The following is a 15,121-nucleotide window of genomic DNA, read 5'->3' as shown; positions in this document are numbered from 1 at the left end:
GAAAGGGATTTTTTCACATGATTCTTCAGTTATAAAATGAGTTTTCTGTTGTTGTTTTGTAAATTCCTTGAGAAAAGGACCTTATAAAAAGATCCCTAATTTTCCAATACGCTTTACTGCTTCTACGAGACGATCTGTATCCTCCAACAAACCCACTCGAACAAATCCTTCTCCATTTTTTCCAAAGCCAATACCTGGGGCAACAGCGACATTTGCTTTATCTAAGAGATAGTCTGCGAACTCTTCACTCGTAAATCCCTCTGGAACTGGAAGCCAAGCGAAAAAGGAGCCCGCTGGTGAATCAACCTTCCACCCAATTTCTAAACAAGCATGAATGAAAGAATTTCTTCTTTGTTCATATAGGTTGACAAGTTTTTCAACACATTTTTGATCATTCATTAGTGCTGTAATGGCAGATTGTTGTATAGCTGGAAAAAGGCTGACATACATATGGTCATGAAGTAGGTTTAGCGCTTCAATTACTATTGGGTTACCGACAGCAAAACCAACTCTCCAACCAGCCATATTATATGTTTTCGAAAGTGTATACATTTCTACTCCAACCTTCTTAGCACCTTTTATTTCAAGAAAGCTAATGGGTCTTTTTCCATCAAAACCGATCGCACCATAGGCGAAGTCGTGTACAATAGTAATTCGATTTTTAAATGCAAAATCTACTGTTTCTTCGAAAAAATCATAATTTGCCGTAGCACCAGTTGGATTATTAGGGTAGTTTAAATACATCAACTTAGCAGCTTGTTTTTGCTCGGCTGGAATAGCGTTGTAATCTGGTAAAAATTTATTCTCTTTTTTTAGAGGAAAGGTTTGGTAATTGACATTCGCTAATACAGCACCAGATAAGTAATCAGGATATCCTGGATCGGGTAAGAGCATAAGATCACCATCATTTAGTAAACAGAACGGTAATTCAACAAGACCTGCTTTTGCACCAAAAAGTATTGATACTTCTGTTTCAGGATCTATATCAACATTAAATTGTTTTTTGTAAAAGTTAGATGCTGCTTTTTTTAATTCGATTAGTCCTCGAAAGGGTGAATATTTATGTGTTTGTGGATCTTCAACTGCCCTTTGCAATGCTTTAACAATATGATTAGGTGTAGGTTGATCAGGATTCCCTTGTCCTAAATTAATGATGTCTCTACCTTCGGCTATTGCATGATTAACTTTACTGACAAGTGAAGCGAAAAACTGATTAGGTAATTTTTTTAAACGATTTGAATAATCCATAGACTCTCCACCTTTGTTTTGGAACATCTTAAATTTTATTGAAAAAGTACTATTTTTAATTGCAGTTTTAATTGAAATTTTATAATCTTTAAACAAATATGTCTAGGGGGATGAGGAAATGAAAATTGCATGTATACAAATGGATATTGCTTTTGGTGAACCAGAGAAAAATCGAGATAAAGTCATAAAGTTTACCGAAGAAGCAGCACATTCCAAAGCAGATGTGATTGTTTTTCCCGAAATGTGGAATATAGGTTATGCACTTGACCAAATGGATCAATTAGCAGATAGAAATGGAGAAAAAACAAAACAACTATTAATTAAACTGGCCAAAAATTACCAAGTGAATATTATTGGAGGTTCAGTGGCGACAAAAAAAGGGAACCAATTCTATAATACAATGTATGGAGTGAATCGAAAGGGAGAGATTGTCTCTGATTATGATAAAGTACATTTATTTCAATTGATGGATGAGCATTTATATTTGGAAAAAGGGCAGTCTCTAAATATATTTGAGATGGATAATATTTGTTGTGGAGGGGTTATCTGTTATGATATACGTTTTCCTGAATGGATAAGAACACATTGTATTAAAGGAACAAAGATTATCTTCGTCGTAGCGCAATGGCCTAAGAAACGCATTGACCATTGGCAATTGCTTCTGAGAGCAAGAGCAATAGAAAATCAGTGTTTTGTTGTAGCTGTCAATCGTGTAGGTATTGATCCAAATAATGAATTCAATGGCCATTCAATGGTTATTTCACCTTGGGGTAAACTTCTGATGGGCAATGAAACGAAGGAAGGAGTCTTTTATACGAATTTAGAAATTGAGGAAGTAGATCTCATTCGTCAAAGTATCCCAGTTTTTCAGGATAGAAGGAAGGATTTATATTAATCTTAATATCTAAAGTTGAATTAGGAACTGGTTATAACTTCTGGGGATGTCTAAAATGGCTTTTGCCACATTTAAAATAAGACATCTCCTTTTTTATTTATATTTGACTAAAATCATTCAGTTAACAGGAACTACTAGCTAAAATGCCCTTTTTGTACTGAAGATTCATTTTTTGTATTTTTAATAGGAAAGTTCGCATGATTTTGTTCATTTGTTTCATAGTTTCCCTCCGTATAGAAATCAATTTGACTTTTGGTCCCACTAAAAATGTGTTTGATAAATTGTGAGTAACTTTTTTTATTAATAGATTCATTAGAAACTGTGAAATTATTATTTTCACTAATTTACTATTTCAAAACGCGAAACCAAATTATATCAAAAAATAAATCGGATAGTCTATAAAATAATTATGTAAACCAAATTATTTCAACATACGAAATAGTTTAAATATTTGTTCCATTCACATATAATTATTCTTAGTATCGAAAATATTAAGGGGGATTATAAAGTGAATGATAGAAGCAATGACTTTCATGTTTCAGCAAATATAAAAGACCACTTTGAAGAATTAATGAGATATGGGTCCGTTAAATCAGCTTTAAACTTTATCAAATTGAATAATGAACAGACAACAATGGAGCAAATTGAATTAACACAAATTCCAGCACCTACTTTTAAGGAAGAAGAACGCGCTAATTATTTTAAAAATAGATTTATAGAATTAGGCTTATCGAATGTTCAAGTAGATCATGTGGGGAATGTAATTGGTGAACGTATTGGGAAGGAGGATGGACCAAATCTTGTCGTTTCCGCTCATCTCGACACAGTTTTCCCAGAAGGAACAGATGTAAAGGCAAAAATTATAGATGGTAAGGTTTATGCCCCTGGCATTGCAGATGATGGTAGAGGGTTAGCGGCATTACTTACACTCATCGCTGCTTTAAACGATGCTGAAATAGATACGGTAGCGAATTTAATATTTGTTGCTACCGTTGGTGAAGAAGGGCTGGGTGATTTGAGGGGAGTCAAATATCTTTTCACACATTATGATCGTATTGATGGATTTATTTCTATTGAACCTGGGAGCCCTGAGAAAATAACCTACCTTGCAACCGGTAGCCGTCGTTATCAAGTAACCTATCGTGGGCCAGGGGGCCATAGTTTCGGAGATTTTGGTTTACCGAGTGCAGTCCATGCTCTGGGTCGTGCGATAGCATTAATTGCAGACTTAAAAACTCCAATTATGCCTAAGACGACTTTTAATGTTGGCACGATAAAAGGTGGTACATCAGTTAATACTATTGCCGAAACAGCGGAAATGATGATTGATTTACGATCTACGTCAGAACATGAATTATTACAAGTCGAGGAAAATGTGCTATCAATCTTGTATCAAGTTGCAGAACTTGAAAATAAACGTTGGGGAAATAAAGCGGTTCAGGTAGAAGTGAAATTAGTTGGAGAGAGGCCAGCAGGCTCTCAAAGTACTGATTCAGTCTTGGTTCAAGCAGCATGTGCAGCAGCGAATGCCCTTGGATTTACACCAGAATTAGACGCACCAAGTAGTACTGATTCTAATATTGCTATTAGCCTTGGAATTCCTGCTGTTACTTTAGGTGGTGGAGGGGACTTTGGTGGTGTTCATACATTGAATGAATATTTTGATTCAAAGGATGCCTACTTCGGAATCCAAAAAATACTCTTAACTGTTTTGGGACTTGTAGGATTACATGGCTATATCAATCCTCTCCTTCATTCGGTTATAAAAAAGGGGAATCATCTATGAAATCAATTGGGGTAAAACAATTTTTACACGTGCGAACAGCCGATCACCCTGTTTATCATCCAGAAGGAAACCAATTAACTTTTATTACGAATTATAGTGGTTTGCCTCAAGTGTGGGACCTACCTTTGAGTAGAGGATGGCCGACACAGGCTTCATTTACTGATGAAAGAGTTATTTTTGTGAAATATATTCCTGGGACCAACAGGAGAATAGTTGGAATGGATGTTGGAGTCAATGAGAAGCAGCAACTTTTTATTTTAGAGGAAAATGGTGAATTAATGCCTTTAACCAACTCACCTGAACATATTCATCACTTTGGTGGAGTTTCACCAGATGGAAATTATCTAGCTTGGTCAAGCAATCGTCGACATCCAGCTTATTTTGACATATATGTTCAAAATCTTGAAACGTATGAAATGGAAAGAGTGTTTAAAGGTGATGGATTATTTAAACCCGTAAAATGTCATCCCAAAGGGACCAGTTTATTAATTGAAAAAATAAACACCAATTTAGATAATGATTTAGGATTACTTGATATAGCGTCAGGTGTAGTGACTTGGCTTACCTATCATGAAGGCGAAGCCATATTTGTTTCTCCACATTTTAACTTTGATGGTGATGAATTGTATGTATTAACGAATATGGAGAGGGAATTCATTGGTTTAGCTAGTATACATATCACAACGAAAGTACTTTCATGGATTGACGCAAGAAAGTGGGATTTGGAAGGATTAGCGATAAGCTCTGATAAAAAAATGCTTGCCTATACGGTAAATGAAGGCGGTGTCTCTAAAGGAATTCTGTACGATGTTCAAGAAGAAAGAGTAAACACATGGGAGACACCTATCGGGGTAATTACAAGACTTACCTTTTCACCAGATCATAGAAAGCTAGCATATGTATTTAATGGGCCCACACTTCCCTTAGATATATGGGAGTTAGATATCCAATTGAATAGAACTAAGCGATTGACCTATGTTTCTCGTTCACCAATAATTGAACCAGAACTAGTTGAACCAGAATTGATCCATTTTCACTCCTTTGATTGTCTTGAAATACCTGCATTTTATTATAAACCTAAGCATTCCAAAGAAAAACTACCTGTTGTTATATTTGTCCATGGGGGCCCAGAAAGCCAAATTAGGGCAGTATATAATCCATTCTTGCAATATTTCTTAAATAGGGGGTATGCTGTTTGTACACCAAATGTTCGTGGAAGTACAGGTTATGGTAAGAGTTATTCACATTTAGATGATGTCGAAAAAAGGATGGACTCAGTACAGGATCTAACCTACTTAGTAGAATGGTTAAAAACGGAGGGGAGGGCAGATCCCCTAAAAATAGCTATTATGGGTAGAAGCTATGGTGGCTTTATGGTATTAGCAGCGATAACGCATTATCCCAAAATTTGGGCTGCTGCCATTGATATTGTTGGGATTTCTAGTTTTAGAACCTTTTTAGAAAATACAAGTGTGTGGAGAAGGAAATTAAGAGAAGCAGAATATGGTAATATTGAAGAACATGGGGAGTTTTTCGATCAAATTGATCCGATTCATCATACTGATAAAATCAATGCTCCTTTAATGGTTTTGCATGGTGCTAATGATCCGCGAGTTCCAATCGAAGAAACGGAACAAATCGTTACAGAATTAAGAGAACGCAATCATCCAATTCAATATATTCGATTTGAGGATGAGGGTCATTTTTTTGTCAAATTAAAAAATAATATTATTGCCTACACAAGAGTTGCTGACTTTTTAGAAAAATATATTGGAAAATAAAACTTGAGATTAAAAAAAACTATTTGGAACACAAAGAGGGACTGTCCTTTGAACAGTCCAATAAAATTATTTATTTCGTAACCCTTGATAGACATTCACTAATCCAATTAAAATATGCATAAACATTCCAACAACTGGAATGAAGGCGAATATGTTCCCGATAATACCAAAAATAGATCCAGTTTTTGATTTATCTGTTGCAAATGCCAAAACAAGTCCGATTACATGAAAGAAAATCAACGTTCCTAAAGGAGCCCAAGCATGAGCTATGATGATTAGCCCTCCAATAAAAGGAATGCCGAAAAATAATTCTACTAATCCAATGATGATTTTGTAAAAGCGTAATAGTGCATCCAATTAGAAAATCCCCCTTTTTAGGATCATTATACCATTTAACCAAATCAATTTTGATAGATAATATCCCTATAATTATTTATCCTGTTGAAATTGGATTATACAAGAGTATATTAGTCTAAAGGAGAAGATGAACGATGTCAAAGGTTACACCTTTTTAATGTTTCAAGAAAATGCTGAGGAAGCCATGAATTTTTATACTTCTTTAATAGCAGATTCAAAAATTACTACAATCACACGTTACGGAAAAAATTGAAGCAGGTGAAGAAGGTAGTGACATGCATGCTACTTTTTCATTGAAAGGACAAGAATTCATGTGTATTGATAGAAATATTAAACATGATTTCACATTTACTCCGTTCTTTTCCATTTACATTACATGCGACACTGAAATCGAAATCGTAAAACTTTATGAAAAGTTATCGAAAGGTGGAGGTGTTTTAATGCCTTTATATCAGTATCCATTTAGTAAAATGTTTACTTGGATTGTTGATAAATTCGGAATATCCTGGCAAATTTATTTACCAAAATAAGTAAATTAAGGAGATGATTTAAAATTATGTACAAGCTAAAAACAAAAGAAAATGATCATAGTGTGATAGAATTTATTGAAAATATCGAAAATCCCAAAAAACGCGAAGACGCTTATCAATTATTAGATATTTTTACAGAAACTACAGGTTATCCTGCTAAAATGTGGGGCACAAGTATAATTGGATTTGGTTCATATCATTATAAATATAAATCTGGCCATGAAGGAGATGCTCCATTCGTAGGCTTTTCCCCAAGAAAAGCTAAAATTAGCTTGTACTTAGCAACAGGAGAACCGAAAAGGGAAGAATTACTAAATCAATTAGGAAAGCACACAACAGGTAAAGCCTGTGTTTACGTAAACAAACTTTCTGATATTGATGTTACTATCTTAAAATCATTAATTGACCAATCTGTAAATTTTCTCAAGTTAACCTACCCAAATTAATCTTGTAAACTTCATAATAACTCAATGAATCCATAAATAGTTACATAAGCCACCAGTAGGGATTTTATCAAGTAACTCACTATACGAAAATAATTTTTGGTTAAAAATTAGACAAAAACATATAAAAGGATAGAGAGTGTTTTCTATCCTTTATGCATTACTCGAATTAGACCTGCCATGGCCGTTGTATATTTGCACTTTTTTTAATTTGCTTTGTCCCTAATTCTTCTTTCTTTACTTTTCGAGGTTCCATCCCTTTTTCAATTCTTGATCTAAGTTCTTTACTATATGAAAATAAATTGGGAGGAAAATAGACTCGTTTGGCGTCCAATTGACAGATCGGACAAACAGCTTGTGTTTTATTTCCGCTCATTGATTTAAAAGAAAGAGTAAATTGACCACAATTTTTACAGTGAAAAGTATAATTTGGCAAGTATATGTCCGCTCCTTATCAAAATTAACTTACTTCGGTGATATATCTTTATCAAAAATTTGTGTTGGTATAGCAACTGTACAGCAGGCATTTGGAATATCCACAATCCCGTTAATTCGCCCTTCAACCGGTGCAGTTCCTAATATCATATAGGCTTGTTCACCTGTATAACCTAATGTTTTTAAAAATTCAATGGCATTTAAACAAGCTCGTCTATAGGCGATATGTGCGTTTAAATAATGCTGTTTACCGTCGGTTTCATCAACAGATATACCTTCGAAAACGAGATAATCAGAGTAATGAGGCTCAACTGGACCAGGTTTAAATACTGGATTTTCTTTAATGTTATATTTTTTCATACCACCCTTAATAACATCTACACGAAGATCAATCCAGCCTGCCATTTCAATTCCACCACAAAATGTAATCTCACCATCGCCTTGGGAAAAGTGAATATCACCAACTGATAGCTTCGCACCTTCAACAAATACTGGAAAATATATTCGTGAGCCCTTTGACAAATTTTTAATGTCACAATTTCCACCATTTTCACGTGGAGGAACAGTTCTTGCACCCTCACGAGCTACTCGGTCAAATTCAGCCCCTTTAAGTGTTCCAAGAACAGCATTTTGTGGATCTGGACTAGCAGCTAATTCCGGGACTCGATTAGGATCGGTCATCTTTAATTCTTGTTCACGTCTATTCCATTTATGGAGAAGTTCTAAAGATGGCGCTACACCAATAAGACCTGGATGGATAATCCCAGCAAATTTAACGCCAGGAATATGCCTGGATGTTGTGTATATACCATGGAAATCCCAAATCGATTTTGCAGCATTTGGGTAGTGTTCAGTTAGAAAACTCCCACCATTTTCTTTTGCAAATATACCGTTATATCCCCATTCAGAATCAGCTAACGCGCCAATATCCAAAATATCAACGACCAATAAATCTCCAGGTTCAACACCATTAACATATACCGGTCCACTAAGTACATGTACACGTGATAAGATGACATCTCGTATATCATTTGGATTATCATCATTACTAATTTGACCATCGGTCCAATCCTTGCATTCCATCCGAAAAGATGTACCAGGATCGACAGCAAATGCTGCTGGAATATCAGGATGCCAACGATTATGTCCCGGATGTGCTTGATCTTGCATAGGTTTACTTAAATCAATCTCGAATAATGTTTTTGGCATATCATTTCCCCCTTAGTAAAAGCAAGTTCCTATTCTATTAACTTAGAAGTCTTTTCTTGTTTATAAACTATATGTGAAGGAAAGATAAAAGATTCATAATTAAAATTGGTTTAATAGGAGTAATAAGTAAAGGTAGTAGAATGGTAGGATTTTTTAAAATTGTTAAAGAGATGCGAACAAATGTGCTATAATTAATTATACACAGCGTGTAGGGTGGCTATCCCTTTTTGAAAGGGGGTGGTTACTATTGGTCACCGTATACGAGGCAGTTTCATTAATGATAATGTTTGGAACATTAATTGTAACCGTTATTGCGGTTGTCATTTCCCTCGTTAAACGGAAATAACCCATCCCGTTAATGACCTTGAGTTTAAAAGGGGATAGGTTATCTTAATTAAGGGCCACTGCACTTTAGCAGTGCTGTGATAAGGAACATTGGCTGCAACCAATGTTCCTTATCAAAGATTTTCTCTCATTAAGTATATACAAAATAAATCGGAGAATCCAACAAACAAAAACAAGCCCTATCTGTACAGACGTAGCAGAAGGGCCCGTTTTATCATAGAGGGAGAAACTAATTTATCTAAAAGATTTCGATAGCCATTGCATTAGTTGGTAATGGAATTGATTGGTCACAATTTAAATGGGAACATATAATCGGTTGTCTCTCACAATTAAAATGTGTTTTTTCTCCACCCTATGCCTGGAAAAGAACTCTCATCTTTTCCAGGTTAGAAGTAGTTTTCATCATCAAAATCGAGAATGATGGAATAATTTTTTGCATTAATAATATTTGAGAGTTTATGAGCATCTCTTTCTATTTGAATTGCTTTTTTGCGATAATCCTCAGGTTCGAAGAGGGCTATTTGATAAATGCTTGTATGCTCAGACATCCCATATTGAAACTCTTCTTTAACTGCAGTTCCCAATTCTTTATATAACCGAGCTTTGGCACGAAGTTGCGTTGCTAATTCTATCGCTTCAACAATGGTTAGCTCTTCATTTTTAAAGGTAATTGTATGATCAATATTTGCTCTATACATTAAACGATCCAGTAGTCTTGCATCAGTCCTTACCACATCTAATTCATCATCAACCTGCTGAACATTTCTTATTGGTTTTTCAGGAACTTCTCCTTTTTCGATTGTTGTAAAGGCTACTCTACGAATCTCATCCTCCAGGTCATGAATCATTTTTGTCATAATACTTTTTAATTTTACCGCTTCAGCAAGATTAATTTTCCCCAAAATTGTCAGCCTCCCCATCCAAATAGTAAGGATATTTTACCATTATAAATCCAAAATTAGCAAATTAAAACAATAAAACATCGGATTTTCTACTATATTAAGAGTTTATCCGCTTAATAAAATCTCTGCCGAATTGTTTGCATCGTTCTTCTTCATCTCCCTCTGGCATTAAATCAATTTTCAATCCATCAAGTACAATATTAGCGCCAAGTTCAATCAATTTTTCCGTAATTAAATCAACTGCTACGCAGAAAGTATCTTCATAAAAAGAATCACCGGAACCGAAGACGGCTCCAAATTTCCCTGATAAGTCCAATTGCTCCATTTCTTCATAAAATATCATAAATTCATCGGCAATGACTCCACCTTCGTATGTATAGGAACCTAAAATAAATCCATCATATTTTATTAATTCCTTTGGATCTGCACGAAGAGATTCCTTTACGGTAATAGAATATCCTTCTTCTCTAATGGCTTCCGCAATGAGCTCTGAAATGATTTCCGTATTGCCTGTCATACTAGCATACACCAATAATATTTTCTTCATTTTAATCCTCTATTCTAATTCTTAAATCGTAAAATTCATCTATATCCTATCATAGCTTGGATATTTTATCTAAAAACTAGTATGTTGATTTGCGCATTAAATTTTTATTTTTTTATATTGACATTCTTTTGGAGAAATTGTAGAGTAATATTTAATTAAATATTGGTAATTTTCTTATCCAGAGAGGTGGAGGGACTGGCCCTTTGAAGCCTCAGCAACAGACTGATGTACTGTGCTAATTCCAGAAGCAATACGCTTGAAGATAAGAAGAGAATATGTGATGTCTACAATGCCTCTTCTTGTTTATAAGAAGGGGCTTTTTACATTTGAAAAAAGGAGTGAAGATTATGTCAAGTGAACTTTTTAAAGTAATCCAATTTTTAAAGGAAAAGCGATGGGTTGATTTGACCCATACTTTTGGTCCAGACTCTCCACATTTTTCAGCATTTGATTCCGCAGACTTTCAAACACTATTTACTCATGATGGATGGATTTTTTGCACAGAATTTTAAATTTCCAGGTCAGTATGGCACCCATATAGACGCACCGATTCACTTTGTTCGCAATGCAAGATATTTAGATGAGTTAGATTTAAAGGAGCTAATTTTACCGTTAATCGTTATTGACAAGTCAAAGGAATCAGCATTAAACCATGATTTTACCTTGTCAGTAAAAGATATACTAGCTTTTGAAGAGGAATATGGAATTATAGAGGAAGGTACATTCGTTGCCTTACGTACAGATTGGAGTAAGAGATGGCCGAATATAGCAGAATTTAATAACCAAGATTCTGAAGGTAATAACCACGCCCCTGGTTGGTCACTCGATGCATTGGAGTTTTTATTTAAGGAAAGAAATATAAAGGCAATAGGACATGAAACATTTGATACTGATTCAAGTATCGACTTCAAGAATAATGGTGCGCTTTTAGCAGAATACTTTGTACTTGACCAAGATACATACCAGATAGAACTACTAACGAATTTGGATCAAGTACCTGCAAAAGGTGCAGTTATTATTAATGTTGTACCTAAACCTGAAAAAGCCTCAGGTTTTCCTGTACGATCATTTGCCATTTTACCATAAGCGCTGATTGATATGAATGTATCAAATGATTACAATATGAAAGAAGGAAAAGATGATGACAAATTCGATTACACTCACTAAAGCTCCATTCCGTGCTGATCATGTTGGTAGCTTATTAAGACCAGACAATTTACACAGAGCTCGTAATGAATATAAGGATGGAAAAATTTCTTATGAACAATTACGCCAAGTAGAAACAAACGAAATTAAAAGAATAGTAGATAAACAAATAGAAATTGGTTTAGAGTTAGTTACAGATGGGGAATTCCGACGTACGTGGTGGCACTTAGATTTCCTAGAACATTTTAATGGAATAGAAGGATATGTACCTGAAAGAGGATATCAATTTCAAGGTGTAGAGACGGAAAAATATCAAATTCGGAATACTGGAAAAAATAACATTCCCTACTGATCATCCATTTATTAAAGATTTCCTCGAATTTAATGATATCGTAGCAGGAAGGGCAGTGGCCAAACAAACGATTCCGAGTCCAAATCAGCTTTTCCATGTTGGAATACGTGATGAAGCTATATACCCTGATATTGAGGAATTTGCGAAAGATGTCATTCAAGCCTATAGAAGAGCGATTCAATTATTTTATGATGCCGGGGTAAGGTATTTACAGTTAGATGATGTTTATATAGCAGGACTTTCAGCACCAAATAAAGTCTTTGAAGAAGGTGGATATTCAAGGGAGCAGTATATTGATTTAGCTTTACGTGTTATTAATGGTGTATTGGAAGGGAAACCAGAGGATTTGGTTGTAACTACCCATTTATGTAGAGGAAACTATCAATCTACTTGGTTATTTGAAGGAAGTTATGCGCTAATTGCTCCTACATTTTTTGCTAAGGAAAAAGTTAATGGATTTTTCTTAGAATATGATGATGAACGCTCAGGAGATTTTCAGCCATTGGAATACATTCCTAGAGAAGGTGCGAGAGTTGTACTTGGTGTAGTCACTTCTAAAAATGGGGAGATAGAGGACAAGGAAGCAATAATAGCTCGCATTAATGAAGCAGCAAAATATGTTCCACTCGAACAATTATGCATAAGTCCACAATGTGGTTTCGCCTCCACTCATCATGGAAATAAACTAACCGAAGAACAGCAATGGCAAAAATTAAAGTTTATTGTTGATGTGGCAAAAGAAGTATGGGGCTAAGGGAATATAATTTATTGAGATTTGAATCCGAGTAAATTCCTATGTACAAAATAGGAATTTACTTTTTTTATGTCAAGATGCAGTTTTTAGCTCTTTCATCAAAGATAAAATATAAAAGAGACTATTCTCCATGCTTGTTGAATCTAATTGAGGAAATTTTGTACTTGTTACTAATTGAACGAATAAATTTTTAAAATATATAACTTTAGATAGGTTTATTTCCCTATTGTTTTTGCTAAAGTTAAATTAATCATAAGTTGTCAGATAATTAATCTCTTTATCTAGAATCATAATATATATATAATTTTATATTTTTAGAGTAATTAGATACTAGTCTGTATAGCCCCTTAATTTTTACAAATATGATTTTATTGGAGGCATGAAGGACGTTGGAACAAATGGTTGATAAAGAAAAAAAGAAGCGGCAAAACGATCAGTTAGATAATGAATGGGTTGAAATGATGAAAAGAGCAAAACGTATGGGGATAACTGTTCAAGAAGTCCATGCTTTTTTAAAAGAAAAAAAGAAAATTTCCATTCAATGAGAGATAGAGAAGATTTTTAGAATAAAAAAAGATGACCTTGAAGATCATCTTTTTTTATTAATTAGCTTTTTTGGTAGGGGCAGTATCTTTATTCGCCTCTGCAAAATAATCATCATCCTTTAACCCGATTTCCGGTAGGAAGAACGTACCAATAAAGGTAAGGCATCCAAAAACGACAGCCACGATGAATAGGTGATGTACGCCAGTAGTAAGTGAAACTTTAACTGCATGTAAGAAACTATTATATAGCTCGATCCCGGCATCACCTAATTTTTTAAAATTCGCTGCAAGTGCCTCTTGAGCTTCCTTTGTTAATAGTGCTTGAGGATTTACATCACCCATTTTCTCTTTCATCTGCATCAATTGCTTAGGCAATGAAGTTTCTAGTTTATCTGCAAAACCATTATTTAAAATTGATCCAAATATAGGGGAAGCAATTACTCCACCAAGGGATGAGACGAATTGCTGTGTTGCGTTAACAGTTCCCATCATTTTATACGGAAATGCATTTTGAACGGCAATGTTCAATAATGGCATTAAGGATCCAATTCCTAATCCAAGCACAATCATATTGATAATAACGGTTGGATATGTTGTATTTACATCCATTTGTGTAAATAAAAATAAACCTACCGCCATTAATATTGCGCTAATATGGGACAGCTTTTTATATTTACCAGTCCGAGACATAATTTGACCAGAGACGACTGAACCTACAATAAAACTGATCATCATAGGTGACATAACAAGACCACTGCTTTGTGCATCAAGACCAACTACACCTTGAACGAATAGAGGTAAAAACATTGTTGCACCAAACATCCCCATCGCAACGAATATTCCTAGAATTAAAGATGTGCTAAATATTTGGTTTTTAAAGAGCTTCGTATCGATAACCGGGTTGGCCGCTTTTCGTTCATAAATGTAAAATAGAATGAGTATAATAATACCTGCACCAAATAGAGATATTTCAACTGGGCTACTCCAATCGTATTTACTACCCGCCCATGTAAATCCAAGTAGAATTGGAAGAAGACCAAGTACAAGTAAGAACGAACCAATCCAATCAATGCTTGCTTGCTCACTTGTTCGTACTTTTGGTAAAGCAAAAAGAACTCCAATTAAGGCAAGTACTGCAAAAGGTAAGTTGACATAAAATACCCAACGCCAACCCCATTCATCTGTAATCCATCCTCCTATTGTTGGTCCTAGAATACTAGAGAGTCCAAAGACTGCACCGATAACACCCATCCAACGTCCACGTTCTTTTGGATTGAAGATATCGCCAATTGTTGCACGTGGCATACTCATCATCGCACCAGCACCAATTCCCTGAATGGCACGTGCAATAATTAACATAAGCATATTTTGTGCTAATCCTGAAACTGCAGAACCAACAGCAAACATGATAAGACCGAAGATATAGAAAGGTTTTCTACCGTATACATCGGATAATTTACCATAGATAGGTACCGTTACTGCTGAAGTAATCATAAATGCACTAAATATCCATGCATACATTTCAAATCCATTTAAGTCTCCAATAATGGTAGGTATTGCAGTTGAAACAACAGTTTGATTCATGGATGAGAAAAACATTGTCATCATAACTGTTGCAAGTGCCCACCACTTTCTTTTACCTGTAATCTGGTTGGTTGTTTGTATACCAGAGTTACGATTTTGTTTGACAACCATATTACACTTCTCTCCCTTAATTATAAAATTGACTGACTGGTCATGGCAAAATATAATATAACCGAATATGACCTTATTATCAAGAAGAAAATTTCTTGAAAATGGAATTAATAACTGGAATCAACTTGCATTTTTTGTCGGATTACGCCTT

At 34.9% G+C, this 15,121-nt stretch carries 13 protein-coding genes, 3 pseudogenes and 1 riboswitch; of the genes and pseudogenes, 9 read left to right on the top strand and 7 right to left on the bottom strand.

What is annotated here, in order from left to right; all coding sequences use genetic code 11:
- Nucleotides 1–81: 81 nt before the first annotated feature.
- Nucleotides 82–1,248: a pyridoxal phosphate-dependent aminotransferase gene (locus tag NST63_RS13485; protein WP_341042521.1), complete on the bottom strand. Its 1,167-nt coding sequence runs from the start codon at nt 1,246–1,248 to the stop codon at nt 82–84.
- A gap of 118 nt (nt 1,249–1,366) precedes the next feature.
- Between NST63_RS13485 and NST63_RS13480 the strand changes: the two genes are divergently transcribed.
- The 3 genes from NST63_RS13480 (at nt 1,367) to NST63_RS13470 (ending at nt 5,710) form a co-directional block, all read left to right on the top strand.
- Complete coding sequence (locus tag NST63_RS13480; protein ID WP_071975855.1) at nt 1,367–2,143, top strand: carbon-nitrogen family hydrolase; 777 nt, start codon at nt 1,367–1,369, stop codon at nt 2,141–2,143.
- 508 nt (nt 2,144–2,651) lie between these two features.
- Entirely contained in the window at nt 2,652–3,929 is a 1,278-nt protein-coding gene (locus NST63_RS13475) for a M20/M25/M40 family metallo-hydrolase (protein ID WP_341042519.1), read from the top strand.
- On the top strand, nt 3,926–5,710 hold the full coding sequence (locus NST63_RS13470; RefSeq protein ID WP_341042516.1) for a S9 family peptidase: 1,785 nt from the start codon (nt 3,926–3,928) through the stop codon (nt 5,708–5,710). The genes NST63_RS13475 and NST63_RS13470 overlap by 4 nt, the downstream gene beginning before the upstream one ends.
- Nucleotides 5,711–5,776: 66 nt before the next feature.
- Here the strand turns inward: NST63_RS13470 and NST63_RS13465 are convergent, their stop codons facing one another.
- Nucleotides 5,777–6,067, bottom strand: coding sequence for a hypothetical protein (locus tag NST63_RS13465; protein WP_212945726.1), 291 nt, complete (start codon nt 6,065–6,067; stop codon nt 5,777–5,779).
- 127 nt (nt 6,068–6,194) lie between these two features.
- Here NST63_RS13465 and NST63_RS13460 point away from each other — a divergent pair.
- Both NST63_RS13460 and NST63_RS13455 read left to right on the top strand, forming a co-directional pair.
- A pseudogene (locus NST63_RS13460) lies at nt 6,195–6,597 on the top strand (VOC family protein).
- Nucleotides 6,598–6,623: 26 nt separating this feature from the next.
- Entirely contained in the window at nt 6,624–7,043 is a 420-nt protein-coding gene (locus NST63_RS13455) for a DUF1801 domain-containing protein (RefSeq protein WP_212945725.1), read from the top strand.
- Nucleotides 7,044–7,209: 166 nt separating this feature from the next.
- On the opposite strand, the gene NST63_RS13450 is transcribed toward NST63_RS13455, so the two are convergent.
- Complete coding sequence (locus NST63_RS13450; RefSeq protein ID WP_212945724.1) at nt 7,210–7,476, bottom strand: zinc ribbon domain-containing protein; 267 nt, start codon at nt 7,474–7,476, stop codon at nt 7,210–7,212.
- A 29-nt stretch (nt 7,477–7,505) separates the two neighbouring features.
- Nucleotides 7,506–8,684 carry a formamidase gene (gene fmdA / locus NST63_RS13445; protein ID WP_341042512.1) on the bottom strand — a complete coding sequence of 393 codons (1,179 nt, stop codon included), beginning with the start codon at nt 8,682–8,684 and terminating at the stop codon, nt 7,506–7,508.
- Nucleotides 8,685–8,931: 247 nt separating this feature from the next.
- Here fmdA and NST63_RS13440 point away from each other — a divergent pair, with 247 nt between their 5' ends.
- Entirely contained in the window at nt 8,932–9,030 is a 99-nt protein-coding gene (locus NST63_RS13440; RefSeq protein WP_242598312.1) for a putative holin-like toxin, read from the top strand.
- A gap of 385 nt (nt 9,031–9,415) precedes the next feature.
- On the opposite strand, the gene NST63_RS13435 is transcribed toward NST63_RS13440, so the two are convergent.
- Together NST63_RS13435 and NST63_RS13430 are read right to left on the bottom strand one after the other, a co-directional pair.
- Nucleotides 9,416–9,931: a hypothetical protein gene (locus tag NST63_RS13435; protein ID WP_341042509.1), complete on the bottom strand. Its 516-nt coding sequence runs from the start codon at nt 9,929–9,931 to the stop codon at nt 9,416–9,418.
- Nucleotides 9,932–10,028: 97 nt separating this feature from the next.
- Nucleotides 10,029–10,478 carry a flavodoxin gene (locus tag NST63_RS13430; protein WP_341042507.1) on the bottom strand — a complete coding sequence of 150 codons (450 nt, stop codon included), beginning with the start codon at nt 10,476–10,478 and terminating at the stop codon, nt 10,029–10,031.
- 171 nt (nt 10,479–10,649) lie between these two features.
- Nucleotides 10,650–10,747, top strand: a riboswitch (SAM riboswitch).
- Nucleotides 10,748–10,825: 78 nt separating this feature from the next.
- On the opposite strand from NST63_RS13430, the pseudogene NST63_RS13425 reads away from it, so the two are divergent.
- The 3 genes and pseudogenes from NST63_RS13425 (at nt 10,826) to sinI (ending at nt 13,275) form a co-directional block, all read left to right on the top strand.
- A pseudogene (locus tag NST63_RS13425) lies at nt 10,826–11,564 on the top strand (cyclase family protein).
- A gap of 55 nt (nt 11,565–11,619) precedes the next feature.
- Nucleotides 11,620–12,730, top strand: a pseudogene (locus NST63_RS13420) (5-methyltetrahydropteroyltriglutamate--homocysteine S-methyltransferase).
- Between the two features lie 398 nt (nt 12,731–13,128).
- Nucleotides 13,129–13,275: a DNA-binding anti-repressor SinI gene (gene sinI, locus NST63_RS13415; protein ID WP_212945768.1), complete on the top strand. Its 147-nt coding sequence runs from the start codon at nt 13,129–13,131 to the stop codon at nt 13,273–13,275.
- Nucleotides 13,276–13,332: 57 nt separating this feature from the next.
- Here sinI and NST63_RS13410 read toward each other — a convergent pair whose 3' ends face one another.
- Nucleotides 13,333–14,970, bottom strand: a complete 1,638-nt coding sequence (locus NST63_RS13410) for an MDR family MFS transporter (RefSeq protein ID WP_212945718.1) — start codon at nt 14,968–14,970, stop codon at nt 13,333–13,335.
- Between the last annotated feature and the right edge of the window lie 151 nt (nt 14,971–15,121).

The organism is Heyndrickxia sp. FSL W8-0496, assembly GCF_038007825.1.
Classification (GTDB): domain Bacteria; phylum Bacillota; class Bacilli; order Bacillales; family Bacillaceae_C; genus Heyndrickxia; species Heyndrickxia oleronia.
Note: the sequence above shows the minus strand (reverse complement) of the source record. Positions and strands in the feature narration are given on the sequence as shown.

What these genes read in the sequence shown, in the direction of transcription:
- NST63_RS13485 (WP_341042521.1), bottom strand. Translation starts at nt 1,248, where the DNA reads ATGGATTATTCAAATCGTTTAAAAAAATTACCTAATCAGTTTTTCGCT.
- NST63_RS13480 (WP_071975855.1), top strand. Translation starts at nt 1,367, where the DNA reads ATGAAAATTGCATGTATACAAATGGATATTGCTTTTGGTGAACCAGAG.
- NST63_RS13470 (WP_341042516.1), top strand. Translation starts at nt 3,926, where the DNA reads ATGAAATCAATTGGGGTAAAACAATTTTTACACGTGCGAACAGCCGAT.
- NST63_RS13455 (WP_212945725.1), top strand. Translation starts at nt 6,624, where the DNA reads ATGTACAAGCTAAAAACAAAAGAAAATGATCATAGTGTGATAGAATTT.
- fmdA (WP_341042512.1), bottom strand. Translation starts at nt 8,684, where the DNA reads ATGCCAAAAACATTATTCGAGATTGATTTAAGTAAACCTATGCAAGAT.
- NST63_RS13430 (WP_341042507.1), bottom strand. Translation starts at nt 10,478, where the DNA reads ATGAAGAAAATATTATTGGTGTATGCTAGTATGACAGGCAATACGGAA.
- sinI (WP_212945768.1), top strand. Translation starts at nt 13,129, where the DNA reads ATGGTTGATAAAGAAAAAAAGAAGCGGCAAAACGATCAGTTAGATAAT.
- NST63_RS13410 (WP_212945718.1), bottom strand. Translation starts at nt 14,970, where the DNA reads ATGGTTGTCAAACAAAATCGTAACTCTGGTATACAAACAACCAACCAG.